General features: G+C 71.3%; 20 protein-coding genes and 1 riboswitch. Of the genes, 13 read left to right on the top strand and 7 right to left on the bottom strand.

All coding sequences use genetic code 11. The features are described 5' to 3' along the window. Window positions 1-453: 453 nt before the first annotated feature. Window positions 454-1,296, bottom strand: a complete 843-nt coding sequence (locus AB0H88_RS01615; RefSeq protein ID WP_357639841.1) for a deoxyribonuclease IV — start codon at window positions 1,294-1,296, stop codon at window positions 454-456. 155 nt (window positions 1,297-1,451) lie between these two features. On the opposite strand from AB0H88_RS01615, the gene uraD reads away from it, so the two are divergent. From uraD to alc, 9 genes are all read left to right on the top strand, one after another. Next, window positions 1,452-1,937 carry a 2-oxo-4-hydroxy-4-carboxy-5-ureidoimidazoline decarboxylase gene (gene uraD, locus AB0H88_RS01610; protein WP_357639838.1) on the top strand — a complete coding sequence of 162 codons (486 nt, stop codon included), beginning with the start codon at window positions 1,452-1,454 and terminating at the stop codon, window positions 1,935-1,937. After that, window positions 1,934-2,236: a hydroxyisourate hydrolase gene (uraH, locus tag AB0H88_RS01605; protein WP_357641973.1), complete on the top strand. Its 303-nt coding sequence runs from the start codon at window positions 1,934-1,936 to the stop codon at window positions 2,234-2,236. Before uraD ends, uraH begins: the two co-directional genes overlap by 4 nt. 3 nt (window positions 2,237-2,239) lie before the next feature. Further along, on the top strand, window positions 2,240-3,112 hold the full coding sequence (pucL, locus tag AB0H88_RS01600) for a factor-independent urate hydroxylase (RefSeq protein WP_357639835.1): 873 nt from the start codon (window positions 2,240-2,242) through the stop codon (window positions 3,110-3,112). 4 nt (window positions 3,113-3,116) lie between these two features. Further along, window positions 3,117-3,977: a xanthine dehydrogenase family protein subunit M gene (locus AB0H88_RS01595; protein ID WP_357639833.1), complete on the top strand. Its 861-nt coding sequence runs from the start codon at window positions 3,117-3,119 to the stop codon at window positions 3,975-3,977. Further along, window positions 3,977-4,450: a (2Fe-2S)-binding protein gene (locus AB0H88_RS01590; RefSeq protein ID WP_357639831.1), complete on the top strand. Its 474-nt coding sequence runs from the start codon at window positions 3,977-3,979 to the stop codon at window positions 4,448-4,450. The genes AB0H88_RS01595 and AB0H88_RS01590 overlap by 1 nt, the downstream gene beginning before the upstream one ends. Window positions 4,451-4,560: 110 nt before the next feature. Continuing rightward, window positions 4,561-5,937: an 8-oxoguanine deaminase gene (locus tag AB0H88_RS01585; protein ID WP_357641971.1), complete on the top strand. Its 1,377-nt coding sequence runs from the start codon at window positions 4,561-4,563 to the stop codon at window positions 5,935-5,937. Window positions 5,938-6,092: 155 nt separating this feature from the next. After that, window positions 6,093-7,232, top strand: a complete 1,140-nt coding sequence (locus tag AB0H88_RS01580) for a glycerate kinase (RefSeq protein ID WP_357639829.1) — start codon at window positions 6,093-6,095, stop codon at window positions 7,230-7,232. Between the two features lie 68 nt (window positions 7,233-7,300). Next, window positions 7,301-8,611 carry an allantoinase AllB gene (gene allB / locus AB0H88_RS01575; protein ID WP_357639828.1) on the top strand — a complete coding sequence of 437 codons (1,311 nt, stop codon included), beginning with the start codon at window positions 7,301-7,303 and terminating at the stop codon, window positions 8,609-8,611. After that, window positions 8,612-9,556 (top strand): allantoicase, encoded by a 945-nt coding sequence (gene alc / locus AB0H88_RS01570; RefSeq protein WP_357639826.1) that lies wholly within the window; start codon window positions 8,612-8,614, stop codon window positions 9,554-9,556. A 36-nt stretch (window positions 9,557-9,592) separates the two neighbouring features. Here alc and pknB read toward each other — a convergent pair whose 3' ends face one another. From pknB to AB0H88_RS01550, 4 genes are all read right to left on the bottom strand, one after another. Then, window positions 9,593-11,524 (bottom strand): Stk1 family PASTA domain-containing Ser/Thr kinase, encoded by a 1,932-nt coding sequence (pknB, locus tag AB0H88_RS01565; RefSeq protein WP_357639822.1) that lies wholly within the window; start codon window positions 11,522-11,524, stop codon window positions 9,593-9,595. A 197-nt stretch (window positions 11,525-11,721) separates the two neighbouring features. Then, entirely contained in the window at window positions 11,722-12,477 is a 756-nt protein-coding gene (locus AB0H88_RS01560; protein ID WP_357639820.1) for a thiazole synthase, read from the bottom strand. Next, window positions 12,470-12,670: a sulfur carrier protein ThiS gene (gene thiS, locus AB0H88_RS01555; RefSeq protein ID WP_357639817.1), complete on the bottom strand. Its 201-nt coding sequence runs from the start codon at window positions 12,668-12,670 to the stop codon at window positions 12,470-12,472. The genes AB0H88_RS01560 and thiS overlap by 8 nt, the downstream gene beginning before the upstream one ends. Next, a complete protein-coding gene (locus AB0H88_RS01550; protein WP_357639814.1) occupies window positions 12,667-14,052 on the bottom strand; it encodes an FAD-dependent oxidoreductase in 1,386 nt (461 codons plus the stop codon). The genes thiS and AB0H88_RS01550 overlap by 4 nt, the downstream gene beginning before the upstream one ends. Continuing rightward, window positions 14,042-14,158, bottom strand: a riboswitch (TPP riboswitch). (Overlaps the previous gene by 11 nt.) A 58-nt stretch (window positions 14,159-14,216) precedes the next feature. On the opposite strand from AB0H88_RS01550, the gene AB0H88_RS01545 reads away from it, so the two are divergent. The 3 genes from AB0H88_RS01545 to thiE are packed head-to-tail and all read left to right on the top strand — an operon-like array spanning window position 14,217 to window position 16,398. Next, window positions 14,217-15,380 (top strand): FAD-dependent oxidoreductase, encoded by a 1,164-nt coding sequence (locus tag AB0H88_RS01545; RefSeq protein ID WP_357639813.1) that lies wholly within the window; start codon window positions 14,217-14,219, stop codon window positions 15,378-15,380. Between the two features lie 30 nt (window positions 15,381-15,410). Next, window positions 15,411-15,785, top strand: coding sequence for an Rv2175c family DNA-binding protein (locus tag AB0H88_RS01540; RefSeq protein ID WP_225298599.1), 375 nt, complete (start codon window positions 15,411-15,413; stop codon window positions 15,783-15,785). Beyond that, entirely contained in the window at window positions 15,763-16,398 is a 636-nt protein-coding gene (thiE, locus tag AB0H88_RS01535; protein WP_357639808.1) for a thiamine phosphate synthase, read from the top strand. Before AB0H88_RS01540 ends, thiE begins: the two co-directional genes overlap by 23 nt. A gap of 162 nt (window positions 16,399-16,560) precedes the next feature. Here thiE and AB0H88_RS01530 read toward each other — a convergent pair whose 3' ends face one another. Further along, complete coding sequence (locus tag AB0H88_RS01530; protein WP_357639807.1) at window positions 16,561-17,628, bottom strand: polyprenyl synthetase family protein; 1,068 nt, start codon at window positions 17,626-17,628, stop codon at window positions 16,561-16,563. Between the two features lie 104 nt (window positions 17,629-17,732). Between AB0H88_RS01530 and metF the strand changes: the two genes are divergently transcribed. Further along, complete coding sequence (gene metF, locus AB0H88_RS01525; RefSeq protein WP_357639805.1) at window positions 17,733-18,656, top strand: methylenetetrahydrofolate reductase [NAD(P)H]; 924 nt, start codon at window positions 17,733-17,735, stop codon at window positions 18,654-18,656. 525 nt (window positions 18,657-19,181) lie between these two features. Here the strand turns inward: metF and AB0H88_RS01520 are convergent. Continuing rightward, window positions 19,182-19,700: a hypothetical protein gene (locus AB0H88_RS01520; RefSeq protein ID WP_357639802.1), complete on the bottom strand. Its 519-nt coding sequence runs from the start codon at window positions 19,698-19,700 to the stop codon at window positions 19,182-19,184. Window positions 19,701-19,786 lie beyond the last annotated feature (86 nt).

Below are 19,786 nucleotides of genomic sequence, written 5' to 3'. Positions count from 1 at the left end.
GGCTGTCGTGTCCGGGGTCGCGGGGCGTTGGAAGCGACCGTTCGTCGTGCCGGAACCGCCGTTCGTCGTATCCGTACGCTCCGTATGGCGATGACTACAGACCGTTCGACGAGCTGTCCGTAAACGGGGGTTCGCCCGCAAGATCGCGACCGTAGTGTTTGCGCATCGGAAGCCACCCGGCGCATCGGGGGGGACGGGCCGAAAGGCTCGCTGATTAGTCTGATGCGTCGGATCCTCCGGTGACCACGCAGGTCACCACGGCTGTCGGGCCCTCTACCGGGGGGCAGGGCCCGCCTGCCGAGCACGTGTGGGACGCCCGCTGTGGCCGCGGAAAGGACCGCGATCCGGCTTACGGGGGTGGCCGGATCGCGAGAGCGGGCGTCCCGACACGTGCACTGAAGACCAGCGAGGCCGGCCTATGTGCACCAAGGCCCAACGGGGCCGGGCGGAGAGTTACGGCTCGTCGCGGAGCTTCTTGAGGGTGGCGATGTCCTCGCGGTGCTTGTCGGCCTTGCCCGGCGTCTCGATGCAGATCGGAACGCCCGCCACGGCCGGGTGCCGCATCAGGTCGGCGAACGGCTGGGCGCCGATGTGCCCCGCGCCGATGTTCTCGTGGCGGTCCTTCTTCGAGCCGCACAGGTCCTTGGAGTCGTTGGCGTGGATCAGCTTCAGCCGCCCGGGCGCGATCGCGTGCAGCGCGTCGAACGTCTCCTTGACCCCGCTCGCCGCGACCAGGTCGTGCCCGGCCGAGAACGCGTGGCAGGTGTCGAGGCAGATGTTGGCCCGCGGGTGCCAGTCGAGCGCCGCCAGGTAGGGCTCCAGATCCTGCACCGTGGCGCAGAGCATCGCCCCCTGGCCCGCCATCGGCTCCAGCAGCAGGTCGGGACCGCCTTCGGGGATCTCGTCGAGCAGCGGCAGCAGGTGCTCACGCAGCTGACGCATCGCGTCGTCGCGCGGCTGCGTCACCGCCGAGCCCGTGTGCACCACGACTCCCTTGGCGCCGACCTCGGCGCCGCGGCGCAGCGTGTAGCGGACGAGCGCGATGGTGCCGGCCACCGTCTCGGGGTTGGGCGAGCCGAAGTTGGCCAGGTAGGGGACGTGCACGAAGGTGTCGACACCCGACGCGGCCAGCGCGGCGTCCTCTTCGGGCTTGCCCGGCGTGAGCGTCCAGGCGCGCGGGTTGGTGACGAACACCTGGATCATCTCGGCGCCGATCTCGGCCATGTACGCGAGACCGCCCGTCGCCAGGCCGCCCGCGACGGAGACGTGCCCGCCGATGAGAGAGGTTGGGGTCATGATGCCTATCAGTTTAGGCGGGTGGCGGAGCGGGCCGACCGGGCGGGATATGCCGCGAACTTGGAGCATGACACGAAAAGTCCTAGCCAACCGCTGGACCACTTGAGAGTTCTTGCGGATGGACCGGGCACCACGCGGGTGTGTCTACTGCTGATATGCCCAACACGCTCACCGGTCTGGCCGGGTTCAACGCCCGGGACGACGCCGAGGCGGAGCTGCTCGCCTGCTGCGCCTCCCGCGCCTTCGCCAGGTCCGTCGCGGCCCGGCGCCCCTACCGTGACCCGGCCCAGCTCGCCGCCGCCGCCGACGCGGCCGTGCGCGGCCTGGCCTGGCCCGACGTCCTCGAAGCGCTCAGCGCCCACCCCAGGATCGGGGAGCGCGCCGAGAGCGCCTGGTCCAGGCAGGAGCAGTCGGGCGTCGAGGACGACACGCGCGCCGAGCTGGCCGAGGGCAACCGGGCGTACGAGGACCGTTTCGGCCACGTCTACCTGATCTGCGCCACCGGTCTGACGGGCGCCGAGATGCTGGCCAGGCTGCGCGAACGCCTGCGCCACGACGAGGAGAGCGAACGCGCCACCGTTCGCGACGAGCTGGCCAAGATCACCGGACTGCGGCTGGTCAAGCTGCTGGAGGGGTCCTGATGAGCTTCTCCACGCACGTCCTGAACGCCGTCACCGGCCGCCCCGCCGCGGGAGTGGCCGTACGGCTGGAGTACGAGGGCGAGGTCGTGGCCGATGGCCGCACCGACGCCGATGGCCGGATCAAGGGCTGGAACCCCGGCGCCGGCGTCCACCGGGTGGTCTTCGACACCGGCGCGTACCTGGCCGACACGTTCTACCCCGAGGTCGTCATCACCTTCACCGTGACGGACCCGGCCGCGCACTATCACGTGCCGCTGCTGCTCAGCCCGTTCGCCTACTCCACCTACCGAGGGAGCTAGAACGTGCCCGACGTCATCCTGGGCCCCAACCGCTATGGCAAGGCGGAGACCAGGCTCGTCCGCGTCGTCCGGGAGGGCGAGGTCCACCACCTCAAGGATCTGAGCGTCAGCTCCGCGCTCTCCGGCGACATGGCGGCCGTCCACCTGACCGGCGACAACGCCACCGTCCTGCCGACCGACTCGCAGAAGAACACCGTCTACGCCTTCGCCAAGAAGCACGGCGTCGACCAGATCGAGGACTTCGCGCTGCTGCTGGCCAGGCACTACGTCGCGGCGCAGCCGTCGATCCACCACGCCAGGGTGGAGATCGAGGAGTACGCCTGGGAGCGGATCGGCGGCGACCGGCCGCACTCCTTCGCGCGCAAGGGCGGCGAGGTGCGCACCTGCGTCGTCCACCACGACCGCGACGGCCGCACCACCGTGGTCTCCGGCCTGAAGGACCTGGTCGTGCTCAACTCGACGGGCTCGGAGTTCCACGGCTACATCCAGGACGAGTACACCACGCTGCCACCGACCACCGACCGCGTCCTCGCCACCGCCGTCGCCGCCCGGTGGCGCCACGCCGCCGAAGGGTCCGCGTACGGCAAGTCGTACGAGGAGGTGCGGCGGTGCCTGCTCGAGGCGTTCGCCGACACGCACAGCCTGTCGTTGCAGCAGACGCTGTACGCGATGGGAAAACGGGTACTGGACAGCCGTGGCGAGGTCTGCGAGATCAGGTTCGCGATGCCGAACAAGCACCACTTCCTGGTGGACCTCTCGCCGTTCGGCCTGGACAACGACAACGAGGTCTACTTCGCGGCCGACCGCCCCTATGGCCTGATCGAGGGCGGCGTGCTGCGCGAGGACGCCCCTGACGCCGCATTCGCCTGGGAGTAGAGCGATGGAATTCCTGCGCCCCACGACATGGGACGAGGCGCTGGCCGCCAAGGCGGACCGGCCCGGGGCCGTGCCCATCCAGGGCGGCACCGACGTGATGGTCGAGATCAACTTCGACGTACGACGGCCGGAGGCGCTGCTGGACCTGACCCGCGTGCCCGAGCTGCGTACCTGGTCCCTGGAGGACGGCCGCTACCGGGTGGGGGCCGCCGTGCCGTACACCACGATCATCGAGGAGCTCGGCGGCCCGCTGCCGGGACTGGCGCAGGCGTCGCGGACGGTCGGCTCGCCGCAGATCCGCAACCGCGGCTCGGTCGGCGGGAACCTCGGCGCGGCCTCGCCCGCCGGGGACAGCCACCCGCCGCTGCTCGCCGCCGGGGCGGTGATCGAGGTGGAGTCGCGCGACGGCGGCGTCAGGATGATCCCCGCGCACGAGTTCTACCTGGGGGTCAAGCGGTCCGCGCTGCGGCCGGACGAGCTGATCAGAGCCGTCCACCTCGAACCCGCCACCGGGCCCCAATACTTCTCCAAGGTCGGCACCCGCAACGCCATGGTCATCGCGGTGTGCTCGTTCGCGGTCGCGCTGCATCCGGGGGAGGGGCGGGTCGGCACCGGCCTCGGATCGGCCGCGCCCACGCCGCGCAGGGCGCTGGAGGCCGAGGAGTTCCTGCGCCGCGAGCTCGACTGGAACGCCCGGCTCGACCCCGCCGTGCTGAAGCGGTTCGGCGAGCTGTGCGCCCAGGCCGCCTCGCCGATCGACGACGTGCGCGGCACCGCCGACTACCGCAGGCACGCCATCGCCGTGATGGCCCGCCGCACGCTGACCTGGGCCTGGAACGACTACCGAGGAAGGAGGGCCGCCTGATGCGCGTCACCTTCACCGTCAACGGCCGCGAGGAGTGCGCCGACGACGTGTGGGAGGGCGAGAGCCTCCTGTACGTGCTGCGTGAGCGGGTCGGCCTGCCCGGCTCCAAGAACGCCTGCGAGCAGGGCGAATGCGGATCGTGCACGGTCTACCTCGACGGTACGCCGGTCTGCGCCTGCCTGGTCGCCGCCGGGCAGGCCGAGGGCCGTCAGGTGCGTACCGTCGAGGGCCTGGCCGACGGCGACCGGCTCGACCCCGTGCAGGAGGCGTTCGTCGAGAGCGGCGCCGTGCAGTGCGGTTTCTGCACGCCAGGTCTGCTCGTGCAGACACACGACCTGCTCGAACGCGTCGACCGGCCGTCCGACGCGGAGATCCGCGAGGCCCTCGCGGGCAACCTGTGCCGCTGCACCGGCTACGAGAAGATCCTGGACGCGGTACGGCTGGCGGCCGAGCGAAAGGCGGCCACCAGGTGACCTCTCCCACGCAACCCAGCCGTGACCGCGCGTCGTCCGGATCCGCGCAGTCGGATTCTGTGCGGGCGGGTTCTGTGCGGGCCGGTTCTGTGCGGGCGGGTTCTGTGCAGATCGACAACGTCTACATCGCGCCTGTTGCCGGGCCGGAGGTTGAGTCCGGATATATCCGTATCGAGGGTGATCTGATCACCGGCCTCGGCCCCATGGCCGGAGCGCCCGCCGCCCCGCCGGCCGCCCGGATCGACGGCACCGGCTGCCTGGCCACGCCCGGCCTGGTCAACACCCACCACCACCTCTACCAGTGGGCCTCGCAGGGCCTGGCCCAGGACGCGACGCTCTTCGAGTGGCTGGTGGCCCTCTACCCGGTGTGGGCCGCCATGGACGCCGAGGTCGTCAAGGGCGCGGCCGGCGCGGGGCTCGGCCACCTGGCCCTGTCCGGCTGCACCACCTCCAGCGACCACCACTATGTCTTCCCCAAGGGCCGCGGCGACCTGCTCGCCGCCGAGATCGAGGCGGCGCGCGAGCTGGGCCTCCGCTTCCACCCGGCGCGCGGCTCCATGGACAGGGGCGAGTCGCAGGGCGGCCTGCCCCCGGACGTCGTCGTCGAGCGGCTCGACGAGATCCTCGCCGCCACCGCCGAGGCCATCGACGTCCACCACGACCCGTCGTTCTCCTCGAAGCTGCGGATCGCGGTGGCGCCCTGTTCGCCGTTCTCGGTGAGCGGCGAGCTGATGACCGAGGCCGCCGCCCTCGCCAGGGACCGGGGAGTGCGCCTGCACACCCACCTGGCCGAGACACTGGAGGAGGAGGAGCACTGCCGCGCCCAGTTCGGCATGCGGCCCGTCGAGTACATGGACAAGCTCGGCTGGCTCGGCCCCGACGTCTGGTTCGCGCACGCGGTGCACCTCAGCGACTCCGACATCGGCAAGCTCGCCGCCACCGGCACCGGCTCCGCGCACTGCCCCTCGTCGAACGGGCGACTGGGAGCCGGGATCGCCAGGGTGTCGGAGATGCTGCGCCGCGGCGCCAACGTCGGCCTCGGCGTGGACGGCAGCGCCTCCTCGGAGCTGACCACGCTGTCCGGCGAGATGCGGCAGGCACTGCTGTTCCAGCGGGCCGTGTACGGTCCGGGCGCGCTGACCGCCCGGCAGGCGCTCGAACTCGCCACGCTCGGCGGGGCCCGCAACCTCGGCCGTGCGGACGAGATGGGCACGCTGGAGGCGGGCAAGCTCGCCGACATCGCGCTGTGGCGGGTGGACGAGCCGTTCGCCTCGGCGGTGACCGACCCGGTCTGCCGCCTGGTCTTCGCCACCCGCCAGCCGCCACTGGCCCGGCTGCTGGTCGGCGGCGAGACGGTCGTCGAGGACGACGAGCTCAGGACCGTCACCCATGACGCGCTCGGCCGCGCGGGCGCCGAGGCCCACCGCCGCCTGACCCGGCTGGCCGAGAAGCATGGCATCACCGCCACCAAGGAGATCCACCGGTGACCACGCCCTTCTGCCGTGAAGCACGCGGTGGGCGCGTCCCGGCCGCCGGCACCGGACGCCAGTTCGAGCCGCCGTCCGTCGAGATGTGATGATGAATCGTCGCGTCTCCCCGGAGGCGGGGCCGTTCGCCGTTCGTCATCGTGTGGGAGTTCGTAGTGGTTGAGCATGTGCTCGTTGCCCCCGACAAGTTCAAGGGGTCGCTGACCGCCGCCGAGGTGGCGGCTCATGTGTCGGCGGGGCTGGGCGTTCCGGCGATAGAGCTGCCGGTGGCCGACGGGGGAGACGGCACCGTGGACGCGGTCGTGGCCTGCGGCTTCACCCGCGTCTCCCACCAGGTCACCGGGCCCACGGGCGAGCCCGTCCAGGCTTCGTACGCGCGGCGCGGAGACACCGCCGTCGTCGAGCTCGCCGAGGCGTCCGGCCTGCGCCGTCTCCCCGGCGGGCTCGAGCCGCTCACCGCCACGAGCTACGGCACCGGCGAGCTCGTCGCCGACGCGATCCGCCAGGGCGCCAAGCGCATCGTGCTGGGCCTGGGCGGCAGCGCCTGCACCGACGGTGGCGCGGGCATGGCGCAGGCGCTCGGCGCCCGCTTCCTCGACGCTCAGGGCGACGAGCTTGAGTACGGCGGAGCCGCCCTGGGCAGGCTCGACCGCATCGACATCACCGGCTTCACGGACATGTCCGGCATCGAGGTGGTGGTGGCCAGCGACGTCGACAACCCGCTCCTCGGCCCGCACGGTGCCGCGGCGATCTACGGTCCGCAGAAGGGCGCGACCCTGGAGGACGTGCCGGTCCTGGACCGCGCGCTCGCCCGCCTCGCCGCCGTGGCCACCCGCACGCACGGTCTCGCGGGCGCCGTCGAGCACGACGACGTGCCCCGCCCGATGGGCGTCGCCGGGGCTCCGGGCGCGGGTGCCGCGGGTGGGGTGGGCTTCGCCGCGCTGGCGTTCCTGCACGCCGAGGTCCAGCCGGGTATCGACTACCTTCTCGACCTGCTGGGATTCGGTGAGCACGTCAAGGGGGCCCGCCTGGTGATCACCGGTGAGGGCTCGCTGGACGAGCAGTCGCTGCGCGGCAAGGCCCCTGTCGGCGTCGCCCAGGCGGCTGCCAGGGCCGGTGTGCCGGTGGTCGCCGTGTGCGGTCGCCGTACCCTGTCCGACTCCGCGCTCCGGGCGGCCGGCATCGAGGCCGCCTACGCCCTCACCGACCTGGAGCCCGACCCGGCCCGCTGCATGGCCGACGCCGCCGCGCTCCTCGAACGCCTGGCGGCCAAGCTCGCCGCCGACCGCCTTTGACCGGACGTACGGGCCACACCCTTTGACCGGACGTACGGGCCTCGGCGTATGGCAAGGAAGGAGTGGATATGACCGGCTATGACCTCGTGGTCCGATCGCGCAGGACCGTCACTCCCGACGGCGAGCGGGCCGCCTCAGTGGCCGTCCGCGATGGCCGGATCGCCGCGATCGGCGCGTACGGCGACGCGATCGAGGCGGCCGAGGACATCGACCTGCGCGACCTCGCGCTGCTGCCCGGCCTGGTCGACACCCACGTGCACGTCAACGAGCCGGGCCGCACCCACTGGGAGGGGTTCGCCTCGGCCACCAGGGCGGCCGCCGCGGGCGGAGTCACCACGATCGTGGACATGCCGCTCAACTCGCTCCCGCCCACCGTCACCGTGGACGCGCTCGACACCAAGCTGCGCGCCGCCGCCGGGCAGTGTCACGTGGACGTCGGCTTCTGGGGCGGCGCGATCCCCGGCAACGTCAAGGACCTGCGCCCGCTGCACGACCGCGGTGTCTACGGCTTCAAGTGCTTCCTGTCGCCGTCGGGCGTGGAGGAGTTCCCGCCGCTCAGCCCTTCGGAGGTAGGCCAGGCGCTCACGGAGCTCGCCGGGTTCGACGCTCTCATGGTCGTCCATGCCGAGGACCCGGCGCTGCTCGCCGAGCCGGCGGGTCCGACGTACCGCGAGTTCGTGGACTCCCGGCCGGGCGCGGCCGAGCGCAGCGCGGTCGAGCAGGTGATCCGGCTGGCCCGGGAGAGCGGCGCCCGGGTGCACATCCTGCACGTCTCCAGCGCCGACTGCCTGGAGCCGCTGGCCGCCGCCCAGGCCGAAGGGGTACGCATCACGGCCGAGACTTGTCCCCACTACCTGACCCTGGCCGCCGAACAGGTGCCCGAGGGCGAGACCGCCTACAAGTGCTGCCCGCCGATCCGTTCCGCCGCCAACCGCGACCGGCTCTGGGACGGGCTGACGAGCGGCGTGCTGAGCTGCGTCGTCTCCGACCACTCGCCCGCACCGGCCGACCTCAAGGTGCCCTCGTTCGCGGCGGCCTGGGGCGGCATCGCCTCGCTCCAGCTCGGCCTGTCCGCCGTGTGGACCGAGGCGTCGCGCCGCGGTCACGGGCTGGCCGACGTGGTGCGCTGGATGTCCACCCAACCAGCGGCAATAGCCCATATTTCCGGAAAAGGCGCAATAAAGGTTGGCAACGACGCTGATCTGGTGGCTTTCGATGCTACGGCCGTCAGCCCGGTCGACGCGGCCCACCTTCACCACAAGAACCCGGTGACGCCCTACCACGGCCACCTCCTCAAGGGCGCCGTCCTTACGACCTGGCTCCGCGGCCGGCCCACTGACGGCCTACCGCACGGAGCCTTCCTGTTGGGAGAGCAGTAGATGCCCGGCTTCACCGCCCTGCCCGATCTCGCGCTGCGTACCCTCGGCGGCTCCGTGGTCGCCGCCAGCGACGAGTCCTTCGCCGAGAAGGAGAGCCTGATCCGGCCGGGGCGACCGGGCTTCCAGGCGGAGACGTTCGGCAACAAGGGCCAGGTCTACGACGGCTGGGAGACCCGGCGCCGACGCGACCCCGGCCACGACTGGGCGATCGTCCGGCTCGGGCTGCCGGGCGTCGTACGCGGCGTGGTGATCGACACGGCCTGGTTCAAGGGCAACTACCCGCCCCACGCCTCGGTCGAGGCCGCGGCCGTGGACGGCTACCCGTCGCCCGCCGAGCTCGCCGACGCCGACTGGGTGGAGATCGTGCCGAGGAGCGACCTCAAGGGGGACGCCGAGCACGCTTTCGAGGTGACCGACGACTCCCGCTACACGCACGTGCGGCTGAACATGTATCCCGACGGCGGGATCGCCCGGCTGCGCGTACACGGCGAGGTCCGGCCGGATCTGTCCCTCTACGACGGGCTCGGCCTCGACCTGGCCGCCCTGGCGAACGGGGGGCGGGTCATCGCCTGCTCCAACGAGTTCTACTCGGCGCCCGACAACGTCCTGGCCCCCGGGCCGGCCCGCCACCAGGCGGAGGGCTGGGAGACCGCGCGGCGGCGCGAGGCCGGGAACGAGTGGCTGGTCATCCGGCTCGCCGCGCGCGGCGTCATCCGGCTGGCCGAGATCGACACCACGAACCTGCTGTTCAACGCGCCCGGATGGGTGTCAATGACCGGCTACGACGGTGACCGTGAGGTGGAACTGCTGGCCAGGACGCGGCTGCAGCCCGACACCCCGCACCGGTTCCGCCTGGAGCACGCCGGGCCGGTCACGCGGGTGCGTGTCGACATCTATCCCGACGGGGGACTTGCCAGGGTCCGGCTGCACGGCAACCTCGCCTGACGGCCGTCGCCCTGCGGCCGTCGCCCTGCGGCCGGGTCACTGCCAGAGGACCACCGTCGCGCCGGGCGGCCGCTCGCTGTTGCCCGCCGGGCGCTGGAACCGGACGACTCCATCGCCCGAGAGCTTGCGGATCTGCACCCTGAAGCCGAGACCCTGTAACTCGTTCCTGGCGTCGCCGGTGTTCTTGCCGACCACCGACGGGACGAGCTGGAACTCCTGGTCGTCACGCGCCTCGTTGTCCTCATTGTCACCGCTGAACCAGTCCCAGAAGTCGGTCTGGCACCGGGCCACCGTGATCATGGCCTGCGCGCCCTTGTCGACCTCGGCCTTGGCCTTGGGCGCCTGCGCGATCACCGTGCACGGCTCGGCCCTGTCGTCGACCTCGTTGACCTGCACCTGGAAGCCCTGGGTGCCGAGGTAGCTGGCCGCCTCGTCCTTGGGCATGCCGCTGACGTCGGGCATCACGAGCCCCGCGCTGACGTAGATGTTGACCTTCGAGTTCTCCTTGACCTTCTCGCCCACGTCGGGCGAGGTGCGGATCACCTTGCCGCGCGCGATCTCCTGGTTGGCCTGCCGGCTGACGCGGTTGACGTCGAGCCCGGCCTTGCCGATCGCGGTGCGGGCCTCGGGCTCGGACATGCCCTCGACGTTGGGCACCAGCACCCGCTTCGGGCCCAGCGAGGGCACCAGCGTGAGGGCCGCCCCCCGCTCGACCTCGACGTTGCGTCCAGGGTCGGTCCTCAGTACGAGGCCCTCGGCCACCTTCTCATCGTGCTGGCCGGGGGCCGTCTTCACCTGGAAGCCCTGGGCGGCGGCGGCCCGCTGGGCGACCGCCAGGTCCTTGCCGACCAGGTCGGGCACCGGCACGTACGTGGTCTGCGAGAAGTACCAGCCCGTCAGCGCCACCGCCACCACCATGACCACGGCGAGCCCGACCAGGAACCAGTTGGGCCGGAAACCGGCGCGCCGCGCGGGCATCTCCTCGCGCGGCTGGATCATCGTGTGGTTCGGCACCACCTGCGTCATCGCGTGCGGCGCGGTGGCGGGCCTGGAGTCAGGCATCGAGTACGGCATGGAGCGTGCCCCGGACGCTCCCGCGTGCAGGGGTGGCGTCGTCGTACGGGGCAGCATGCGGTGCGCGTCCACGGCCGCCACCAGCATCGCGGTCGCGTCGGCGGGCCGGTCGTCGGGGGAGCGGGCCGTGGCGTGTGTCACCAGCGTGTCGATCAGCGGCGGCACCTCCGGCGCCACGGAGGACGGCGGCGGCACGGTGTCGTGGACGTGCCGGTAGGCCACCGACATCGGCGTCTCGCCGTCGTAGGGCTGCTCGCCGGTCACCAGCTCGAACAGCATGATGCCCGCCGCGTAGACGTCGCTGCGCACGTCGGCGCCGCCGGTCATGACCTGCTCGGGTGACATGTAGCCGATCGTGCCGATCATCACGCCGGTGCGGGTCTGGTTGGTCGCCTCGATGGCCCGGGCCAGGCCGAAGTCCACCACCTTGACCCGGCCGTCGTCGGTGAGCAGGACGTTCTCGGGCTTGACGTCGCGGTGCACCATGCCGGCCTGATGGGCCGCGCCCAAGGCCGCGAGCACCGGGATCATGATCTCCAGCGCCTCGCGGGCGGGCAGCCTGCCCCGGTCGCGCAGGGTGTCGCGGAGCGTCCTGCCGGGGACGTACTCCATCGACAGGTAGACCACGTCACCGTCGGTGCCCTGGTCGAAGACGTGCACCACGTTGGGGTGCGAGAGGCTGGCCACAGACTTGGCCTCGCCGATGAACCGCCGCACGAACGCCGGGTCCTCGGCGAGCGAGCGATGCATGACTTTCAGCGCGACCGTGCGGTCAAGCCGCACGTCGAGCGCCAGGTAGACGGTCGCCATACCGCCCCGCGCGATCCGGGACTCGATGCGATAACGCCCATCGAGCAGCCGTCCGACGAGAGGGTCCGCTGTCGTCGTGTCCACCCCGCTGAGTTTACGGGCGTTTTGCCACTGGCAAGGCCTGACCATCCGAAACCGATGCTGAGCCGTGCTCGTTGGAACGCACCTATCTTGAACATATCCGGACATATCCCGTTTCGTCGGCTCCGCGTGGCGTCGGTGGCTACGGACCCGCCCGGGGCCTCCGCGTGGCCACGGGGCCGCCCGGGGCCTCCGCGTGGCTACGGGCCTGTCGGCGAGGAGGCCTCCGCGTAGCGGCGGCGGGGGATGCGGCCCGCCTGGTGCGCGAACCGGCCCGCCTGGACGGCCGCTCTCATGGCCGTCGCCATCAGCTCCGGCCGCTGCGCCCTGGTCACGGCCGTGGCCAGGAGTACGGCGTCGCAGCCCAGCTCCATCGCCAGGGCGGCGTCGCTGGCCGTACCGATGCCCGCGTCGAGGATCACCGGCACCGAGGCCGCCTCCACGATGAGCTCGATGTTGTGCGGGTTGCGGATGCCGAGGCCCGAGCCGATCGGCGCGCCGAGCGGCATCACCGCCGCACATCCGGCCAGCTCCAGGCGACGTGCCAGCGCCGGGTCGTCGCCGATGTACGGCAGCACCACGAACCCGTCGGCCACCAGCCGTTCGGCCGCGTCGAACGTCTCGATCGGGTCCGGCAGCAGCGTCCGCTCGTCGGCGATGACCTCAAGCTTGACCCAGTTCGTGCCGAGCGCCTCCCTGGCCAGCCGGGCGGTCAGCACGGCGTCGCCCGCGGTGAAGCAGCCGGCGGTGTTGGGCAGGACCTTGATGCCGCGTTCGCGCAGCACCTCGAGCACCGAGCCGGGCGCGCCGGGGTCGAGCCGCCGCATGGCGACGGTCGTCAGCTCGGTGCCGGACGCGACCAGCGCCTGGTCGAGCACCTCCAGAGACGGCGCGCCGCCGGTGCCCATGATGAGCCGGGAGGAGAACTTCTCTCCGGCTATGAGTAGATCATCCACCTTGCACCGCCGTCAGCACTTCCATCCGGTCGCTGTCGCCGAGCGCCGTCGTCTCCCAGGCGCTCCGCGTCACCACCTCGTCGTTCACGGCCACGGCCACGCCGGTCGTGGCCGTGGTGAGCGTGAGTACGGCCTGCGCCACGGTGGTGCCGTCGGGCACCTCGTGCGGGGCCCCATTGATGGTCACAATCATGAAATATCCCGATACCTCAGCGGCGAGCACAGCTCCGCGAGCTCGCTCTCCTCGCCCAGCAAGATGGCCGCCGTGAGCGGGGCCAGCAGCACCCCGCCCCGGTGATGCCCGGTGGCCAGCACCAGCCCCGGGGTCCCGCTGGGCCCGATGAGCGGGACGTTGTCCGGTGTGCCCGGACGCAGCCCCGCCACCACGTCGGCGATCTCCAGCTCGGTGACGCCCGGCACCAGTTCGTGGGCGTCCCGCAGCAGCTCGTACAGTCCGCCCGCCGTCACCCTCGTGTCGAACCCCAGCTCTTCCTGGGTCGCCCCGACCACCAGCTCACCGTCACCCCTCGGCACCAGGTACACGGATTTCCCGTGCACCGTTCCGCGTACGCACCTGCCGAGCAAGGGCTGAGGGGAGCTCAGCCGCATGATCTGCCCCTTGACCGGCCGTACCGGGACATCGGCCAGCCCGGCACTCCACGCCCCGGCCGCCAGCACGACACGCTCGCCCCGGATCTCGGCGGGGATGTCCGACTGCGGGAGGTCGTGGTCCGGGATGGCTGTCCCGTCCGGGGTGGCCGTCCGGTCCGGGGTGGCCGTCCGGTCCGGGGGTGCGAGGCGTACGCCCACGACCTGGTCGCCGTCCCGGAGCAGTTCGCTGGCGCGAGCCCGGACGAGTGGGACGCCCAGGCGGTCGAGTGCGGCCAGGAGCGCGGCGGTGACACGGCGCGGGTCCACCCAGGCGTCTCCACGGGCCAGCAGCCCACCGCGTACGGAGGGCGCCAGCATGGGCTCCAGCCGACGGCATTCGCGCCCGGTCAGCCGCTCGACCGGTAGCCCCAGCTTCTCCATGAACGCGGCCAGCTCACCGAGCGCCGCCAGATCGTCGGCCCCGAACGCCACGGCCAGCGTCCCGTCGACCCGGAAGTCCAGCCCGGCCCGCGCGGCCTCGCTGAGCCCGCTCCCGACCGCTTCAGATGCCCCGGCCTCGTCAAGGCGGTTGGCGGCGGGTCCCGCACCAGCATGGAGGCCGATGTCGGAGGCGGCGGGTTCCGCACCAGTATGGAGGCCGATGTCGGAGGCGGCGGGTCCCGCACCAGTATCGAGGCCGCCCCCGTGAGTGCGGTTGGCGGCGGGTCCCGCACCAGCATCGAGGGCGGCGTCGGCGGCGAGTTCGGTGGCGAAGGACGGCCAGCGGCGCAGTGCGGCGAGGCCCAGCCGGAGCAGCGGCTCCTCGGTGTAGGTGACCTCGCTCACCGGCGCCAGCATGCCCGCCGCCGCGTGCGAGGCCCCAGTGGCCGGAGCGGGGTCGACCACGGTGACCGGCCGCCCCGAGCGGGACAGGCGCCAGGCGATGGACAGCCCGACGATCCCGCCGCCTACGACGATGTCCACGTCCGCTCCCTTCGCCGGCATGATCCGGATCAGGTGTCTTGCGGTCGAAGGCCCGGTGCAGCCTTCCTCTCAGCCCGGTAACGGCCGGACTCCCGCGCGTCTTACGTCTCCACCCTACGGCCTCGGCGCGACGCCCAGGCACGGGCCCCGTTATGGTCTTGAACGTGAATCATGTGGTGGTGGCAGGCGCCGGTCTGGCCGGCGTACGGAGTGTCGAGGCGCTGCGCGCGAAAGGGTTCGACGGCAGGATCACGCTGATCGGGCAGGAGCGGCACCGGCCATACGACCGGCCACCCCTGTCGAAGGCGGTCCTGTCGGGCAGCAGTGACTCCAGCTTCGTCGACGCCGACCTCGCCGTGCTGGAGGTGGACTTCTGGCCGGGCGTCTCGGTCAAGGCACTGCGTCCCGGCGTCGTCGAGACCACCGAGGGCGAGCTCGGCTACGACGGCCTGGTGATCGCCACCGGAGCCGAGCCGATCACGCTGCCCGGCGACGGCCGCCAACACGTGCTGCGCACCCTCGACGACGCACTGGAGCTGCGTGCCCGGCTCGTCAAGGGTGCCCAGGTGGTGATCATCGGCGCCGGCTGGATCGGCGCCGAGGTGGCCACCGCCGCCCGCCGGGCCGGCTGCGAGGTGACCGTGATCGAGGCGGGCCCCACCCCGCTCGCCCAGGCGGTCGGTCCCGAGATCGGCGCCCGCACCCAGGGCTGGTACGAGGGCATCGACCTGCGGCTCAACACCCTGGTCGGCTCCGTGGACGACGGCGGCGTCACGCTCGCGGACGGAAGCCTCATCGAGGCGCATGTGGTCGTCACCGGTGTCGGAGTACGCCCGGCCGTCGGCTGGCTCGCGGGCTCCGGCATCGACCTGGACAACGGCGTCGTCACCGACGAGCACCTGCGCACCTCCCTGCCGAACGTCGTGGCCGTGGGCGACTGCGCGGCCTGGTGGTCGCGCCGGTTCGAGACCAGGCTGAGGGTCGAGCACTGGGACGCCGCGCTCAACTCGCCCGAGGTGGCCGCCGCCACGCTGCTGGGCGTGGAGGCCGCCTACGACCCGGTGCCTTATTTCTGGTCCGAGCAGTTCGGCCACATGGTCCAGTACGCGGGCCACCACCCGGCCGGAGACCGCCTCCTCTACCGAGGCGAACTCGGCGGAAAATGGTCGGCCTGCTGGCTCACCTCGGACGACACCCTGGCCGCCGTACTCGCCGTGGACCGGCCCCGAGACCTCGTCCAGGGCCGCAGAATCATCGAAGCCGGACACCGCGTAGACGCCGAACGCCTGGTAGATCCCGACGTCTCCCTACGGGATTGTGTTGTTTGAGCAAGCACGCCATGTGGTAGTTGTGGTTTCGTGACGCTTTCTGTTGCGCAGATCGACCGGGAGACCGACCAACTCGTCGCCGAGTGGCTCACTCTCCCCGAAGTGGCCGCGCGCCTCGACCTCTCGATAGGGCGGGCCAAGCAACTCCTCAAGGATCGGAAACTGCTCGGTGTGCGCCGGGGTGGTGGTGGGCCACAAGTGCCCGCGGTGTTCCTTGACGGAAAGGACGTGATGAAGGGTCTGCCCGGCACACTCTCCGTGCTGCGAGACTCCGGTTACGACGACATCGAGTCGCTTCGCTGGCTCTTCACCCCTGACGACTCCCTGCCCGGCTCGCCCGTCGACGCCATCAGGGCCGGTCGCCATACCGAGGTCAAGCGGCGTGCCCAAGCCCTCGCTTTCTGACGCCCGCCTCTACCTCTGTACGGACGGCCGTCGCGAACGCGGTGACCTGGCCGACTTCCTCGACGCGGTGCTGGCCGCGGGCGTGGACATCGTCCAGTTGCGGGAAAAGGGCCTGGAGGCGCGCGAAGAGCTCGCGCTCCTCGAGGTCTTCCGCGACGCCTGCGACCGGCATGGCCGGCTGCTGGCGGTCAACGACCGGGCCGACATCGCGTACGCCGCCCGGCCCGACGTGCTCCACCTGGGGCAAGATGATCTTCCGGTGAAGGTCGCGCGAGAGATACTCGGCGACGATGTCTTCATCGGACGGTCCACCCACTCCATCGCCGAGGCTTCCGCCGCGGCCGTGGAGGAGGGCGTCGACTACTTCTGCTGCGGTCCCGTCTGGCCGACGCCGACCAAGCCGGGCCGCCACGCGCCGGGGCCGTCGCTGCTCCGGCACGCGGCGTCGCTCGGCAGCGGGCGGCCGTGGTTCGGCATCGGCGGCATCGACCTGGGCAATCTCGACCAGGTGCGGTCGTATGGGGTCGAACGGGTCGTGGTGGTACGCGCCATCACGGACGCCGAGGACCCGGGCGCCGCGGCAGCGGAGTTCGCCAAGCGCCTGGCCCGCTGACGGACGCGCGCGGGCGCCGCCCGGCGCCCGCGCCCTACTCAGCTCGTACGTGCGGCCACTCACCGTGTACGTGCGGCCACTCACCGTGTGCGTGAGGTCGCTCAGGCGTGCGTGAGAGTGACCGGTAGTGCGTGTGGTGGCTCAGGTTGTGCGTGAGGTGGCTCAGGTTGTGCGTGAGGTGGCGGCCACCGCCAGGTCCGACAGGGCCGCGCGGGCGTCCGGTGTGATGGGCGCCTTGCCGAGGAACGTCAGCGCCTCGCCGAGGTAGTCACCGATCATGTCCTCGCACTGGCGCAGCGCCCCGGTGCCCTCGATGATGCCCCGCAGCGCGGCCACTCCGTCCTCGTCGAGTCCGGGGTCGCCGAGCAGCGCGCGCACCGTCTCGGCGTCGCCGGGTGAGGCCGCGGCCAGCGTCCGGGCGACGAGCATCGTCCGCTTGCCCTCGCGCAGATCGTCGCCTGCCGGCTTGCCGGTCTGCGCCGGGTCGCCGAACACGCCCAGGATGTCGTCGCGCAGCTGGAAGGCGATGCCGACCCGCCGGCCGTACTCCATGCAGAGCTCGTCCATCCACGGCTCCAGGCTGCCGGCGGCGAGCGCCAGGCCGAGGCGGAGCGGTTGTTCGACGGAGTATTTGCCGCTCTTGTAGAGGGCGACGCGCAGGGCGGACTCGAAGGTGTTCTCGCCGTGCGCCTGCTCCAGCAGGTCGAGATATTGACCACACATCAGCTCGGTACGCATGTGGTCGTGCACCGGCTGGGCCGCCGACAGGGACTCGGGCGGCAGGCCGCTGCTGCGCCACATCTCGCCGGACCAGATCAGCAGCAGGTTGCCCAGCAGGATCGCCGCGCCCTCCCCGAACTGCTCCGCCGAGCCGTGCCAGCCCGACTTCTCGTGGATGGCCTCGAAGCGGCGGTGCGCGGACGGCATGCCCCTGCGCAGGTCGCTCTTGTCCATCACGTCGTCGTGCACCAGCGCGCTGGCCTGGAGCAGCTCCAGCGAGGCGGCGGCGGTGAAGATCCCGGGCACGTCGGTGCCGCCCGCGCCCCGCCACCCCCAGTAGCAGAAGGCCGGGCGCAGCCGCTTACCGCCGGACAGCAGGTCTTCGGCGGCCGCGCGGAGCGGCTCGAGCTCGGTGTCGCCGAGGGCGGGCAGCTGCCGTTGGACGAACGCCCGCAGCGCGGCGTCCACCTTGGCACGCAGGGCGTCCAGGCTCGCGGCGTCAGTGGTCATGCATCTGAGACTAGTGGCCGGGCGGCCGAGTCGGATCTCCAGGGACGACTTGGCCGCCAAGCTGGATCTCCAGGGACGGGGCTTGTGGCGGTAGCCTGGGTCACATGGCGCTTGGTCGACCCTCCATCCTGCCCGATCGTGTTCCCACCGTCCGTGAGCTTCTCGCGTCCGGTGGCCGGTCGTTCTCCTTCGAATTCTTCCCGCCGAAGACGGACGAGGGGGAACGGCAGCTGTGGCGGGCGATCAGAGAGCTCGAGTCGCTGCGGCCGACGTTCGTGTCCGTGACCTACGGCGCGGGCGGCTCCAACCGCGACCGCACCGTGGACATCGTCGAACGGCTGGCCCACGACACCACGCTCACCCCTGTGGCGCATTTCACCGCGGTCAACCACTCGATCCGCGAGCTGCGTCACCTGATCGGCCGCTTCGCGGACGCGGGGGTGCGCAATATCCTCGCCGTGCGGGGCGACCCTCCCGGTGACCCGACGGGCGAGTGGGTCCAGCATCCGGAAGGCGTCCTCTACGCCGAGGAGCTCGTGCGGCTGATCCGGCAGGTGGGCGACTTCTGCGTGGGCGTGGCGGCGTTCCCGTACAAACACCCGCGCTCGCCGTCGATCGAGTCCGACACCGACTTCTTCGTCCAGAAGTGCCGGGCCGGCGCCGACTACGCGATCACCCAGATGTTCTTCGAGGCCGACGACTACCTGCGGCTGCGCGACCGGGTGGCGGAGCAGGGGTGTGACACGCCGATCATCCCGTGCATCATGCCGGTCACGCAGATGAGCACGATCGCCAGGTCGGAGCAGCTGTCGGGGGCGCCGTTCCCGGCGGAGCTGGCGGCCCGCTTCGAGGCGGTGGCCGACGACCCGGCGGCCGTGCGGCGGCTGGGCATCGACCACGGGGTGGAGCTCTGCCAGCGGCTGCTGAATGAGGGCGCACCGGGGATCCACTTCATCACCTTCAACCGGTCCAGCGCGACTCGCGAGGTGTTCGAGCGGCTTGCTCCGGTCGAGGCGCTGTCCGCGTGACCCGAAGCTCATCTGGCCGTTCGTGCGGGCGTCTGCGCTGATCTGGCCGTTCGTGCGAGTGACAAGCGGTCTTTTGTACGGCCGGCCCGGTGGGCCGCCAGTCGCCGACCGGGGCTGAGGTCTGTCCAGGGTTACGCTTACGGGTTCCCCGGCTTGCCGCCGTTACGACTCCTCCCTGGGCCGTCTAGGTCCTTTGGTGCGGTGACCACAAGGGTGCCCGGGTGGTTCGTCACACGACCGTCTCGATCCCTGTGACGTCCATGGTGGCTGAGGTCCTTAGAGAGGGATAGCCCCTTCGGGGGAGGGGAAGAAGAAGGTCCGTCGTGCTCGGGTCCCTGGAAAGGGATACCTCCATCGGGGGAGAGGAAGAACGGGCCCCCCGGCAAGAGGATCTCGTGCCGGTGCTCCGCCCGCAGGGGGATCGGGCGGATGGCCGGTTGCCCTACGTAGTGAAGATTGCCCAGAGTGACGGGCGGCAAACCGCGGGTCACGAGACGGCCATGACACGCCGGTTCACCTTCCGGCCTAGTCGAAGAACTGCCAGATGCTGAACCTGCGCACGTAGAGAGGCGTGGCATCCCGGCCCAGGACCCGGATGCGCCTGATGCGTGTCTTCTGGTTCATTTTGACCTTCACGCACTTCAGGTGCGCACCGTGGAATCCAGGCAGGGCGGAGTAGGAGATGGACACGGCGCGGTGTGCCAGACCTCGGCTGGAGAGTCCCAGCCCCACCTCCCGGTAGAGGCGCCTCGACCCCTTCAGGGCGAACGCGGTGGAGCCGATGAGCGCGTGATTCGCCTTCGGAGGGCAGTGCACGAAGATCCGGACGTGGCTGGCCTGGCGGGGATCCCAGGGGAGGACGCGGAGCGACGGGACGTTCTTCAGCGCAGGGGGGATGGCGGTCTTGGAGCCCTTTTTGCCGGCGCTCGCGGTCGAGGTGGGTGTGGGTGTGGGCGTAGGTGTGGGAGTGGCGGTCGGCTCGGGCGGGGTGCCCTGGCCAACCAGGAGAGTGGCGGCCACTCCGATTCGTGTGACGAGACGCATAAGTTCCTCCTGCCGGACGTCCGGTGGTGTGACATGGGCGTCGGTGCAGGGGGATGTGCCCGGGATTGACCCGGTTGGGGGCGCCA

Source organism: Nonomuraea sp. NPDC050680 (assembly GCF_040654555.1).
Classification (GTDB): domain Bacteria; phylum Actinomycetota; class Actinomycetes; order Streptosporangiales; family Streptosporangiaceae; genus Nonomuraea.
Note: the sequence above shows the minus strand (reverse complement) of the source record. Positions and strands in the feature narration are given on the sequence as shown.

Excerpts from the sequence above, each read along its gene's own strand:
- alc (WP_357639826.1), top strand. The coding sequence starts at position 8,612 with ATGCCCGGCTTCACCGCCCTGCCCGATCTCGCGCTGCGTACCCTCGGC.
- metF (WP_357639805.1), top strand. The coding sequence starts at position 17,733 with ATGGCGCTTGGTCGACCCTCCATCCTGCCCGATCGTGTTCCCACCGTC.
- AB0H88_RS01590 (WP_357639831.1), top strand. The coding sequence starts at position 3,977 with ATGCGCGTCACCTTCACCGTCAACGGCCGCGAGGAGTGCGCCGACGAC.
- AB0H88_RS01520 (WP_357639802.1), bottom strand. The coding sequence starts at position 19,700 with ATGCGTCTCGTCACACGAATCGGAGTGGCCGCCACTCTCCTGGTTGGC.
- uraD (WP_357639838.1), top strand. The coding sequence starts at position 1,452 with ATGCCCAACACGCTCACCGGTCTGGCCGGGTTCAACGCCCGGGACGAC.
- allB (WP_357639828.1), top strand. The coding sequence starts at position 7,301 with ATGACCGGCTATGACCTCGTGGTCCGATCGCGCAGGACCGTCACTCCC.
- AB0H88_RS01595 (WP_357639833.1), top strand. The coding sequence starts at position 3,117 with ATGGAATTCCTGCGCCCCACGACATGGGACGAGGCGCTGGCCGCCAAG.
- AB0H88_RS01615 (WP_357639841.1), bottom strand. The coding sequence starts at position 1,296 with ATGACCCCAACCTCTCTCATCGGCGGGCACGTCTCCGTCGCGGGCGGC.
- AB0H88_RS01530 (WP_357639807.1), bottom strand. The coding sequence starts at position 17,628 with ATGACCACTGACGCCGCGAGCCTGGACGCCCTGCGTGCCAAGGTGGAC.
- thiS (WP_357639817.1), bottom strand. The coding sequence starts at position 12,670 with ATGATTGTGACCATCAATGGGGCCCCGCACGAGGTGCCCGACGGCACC.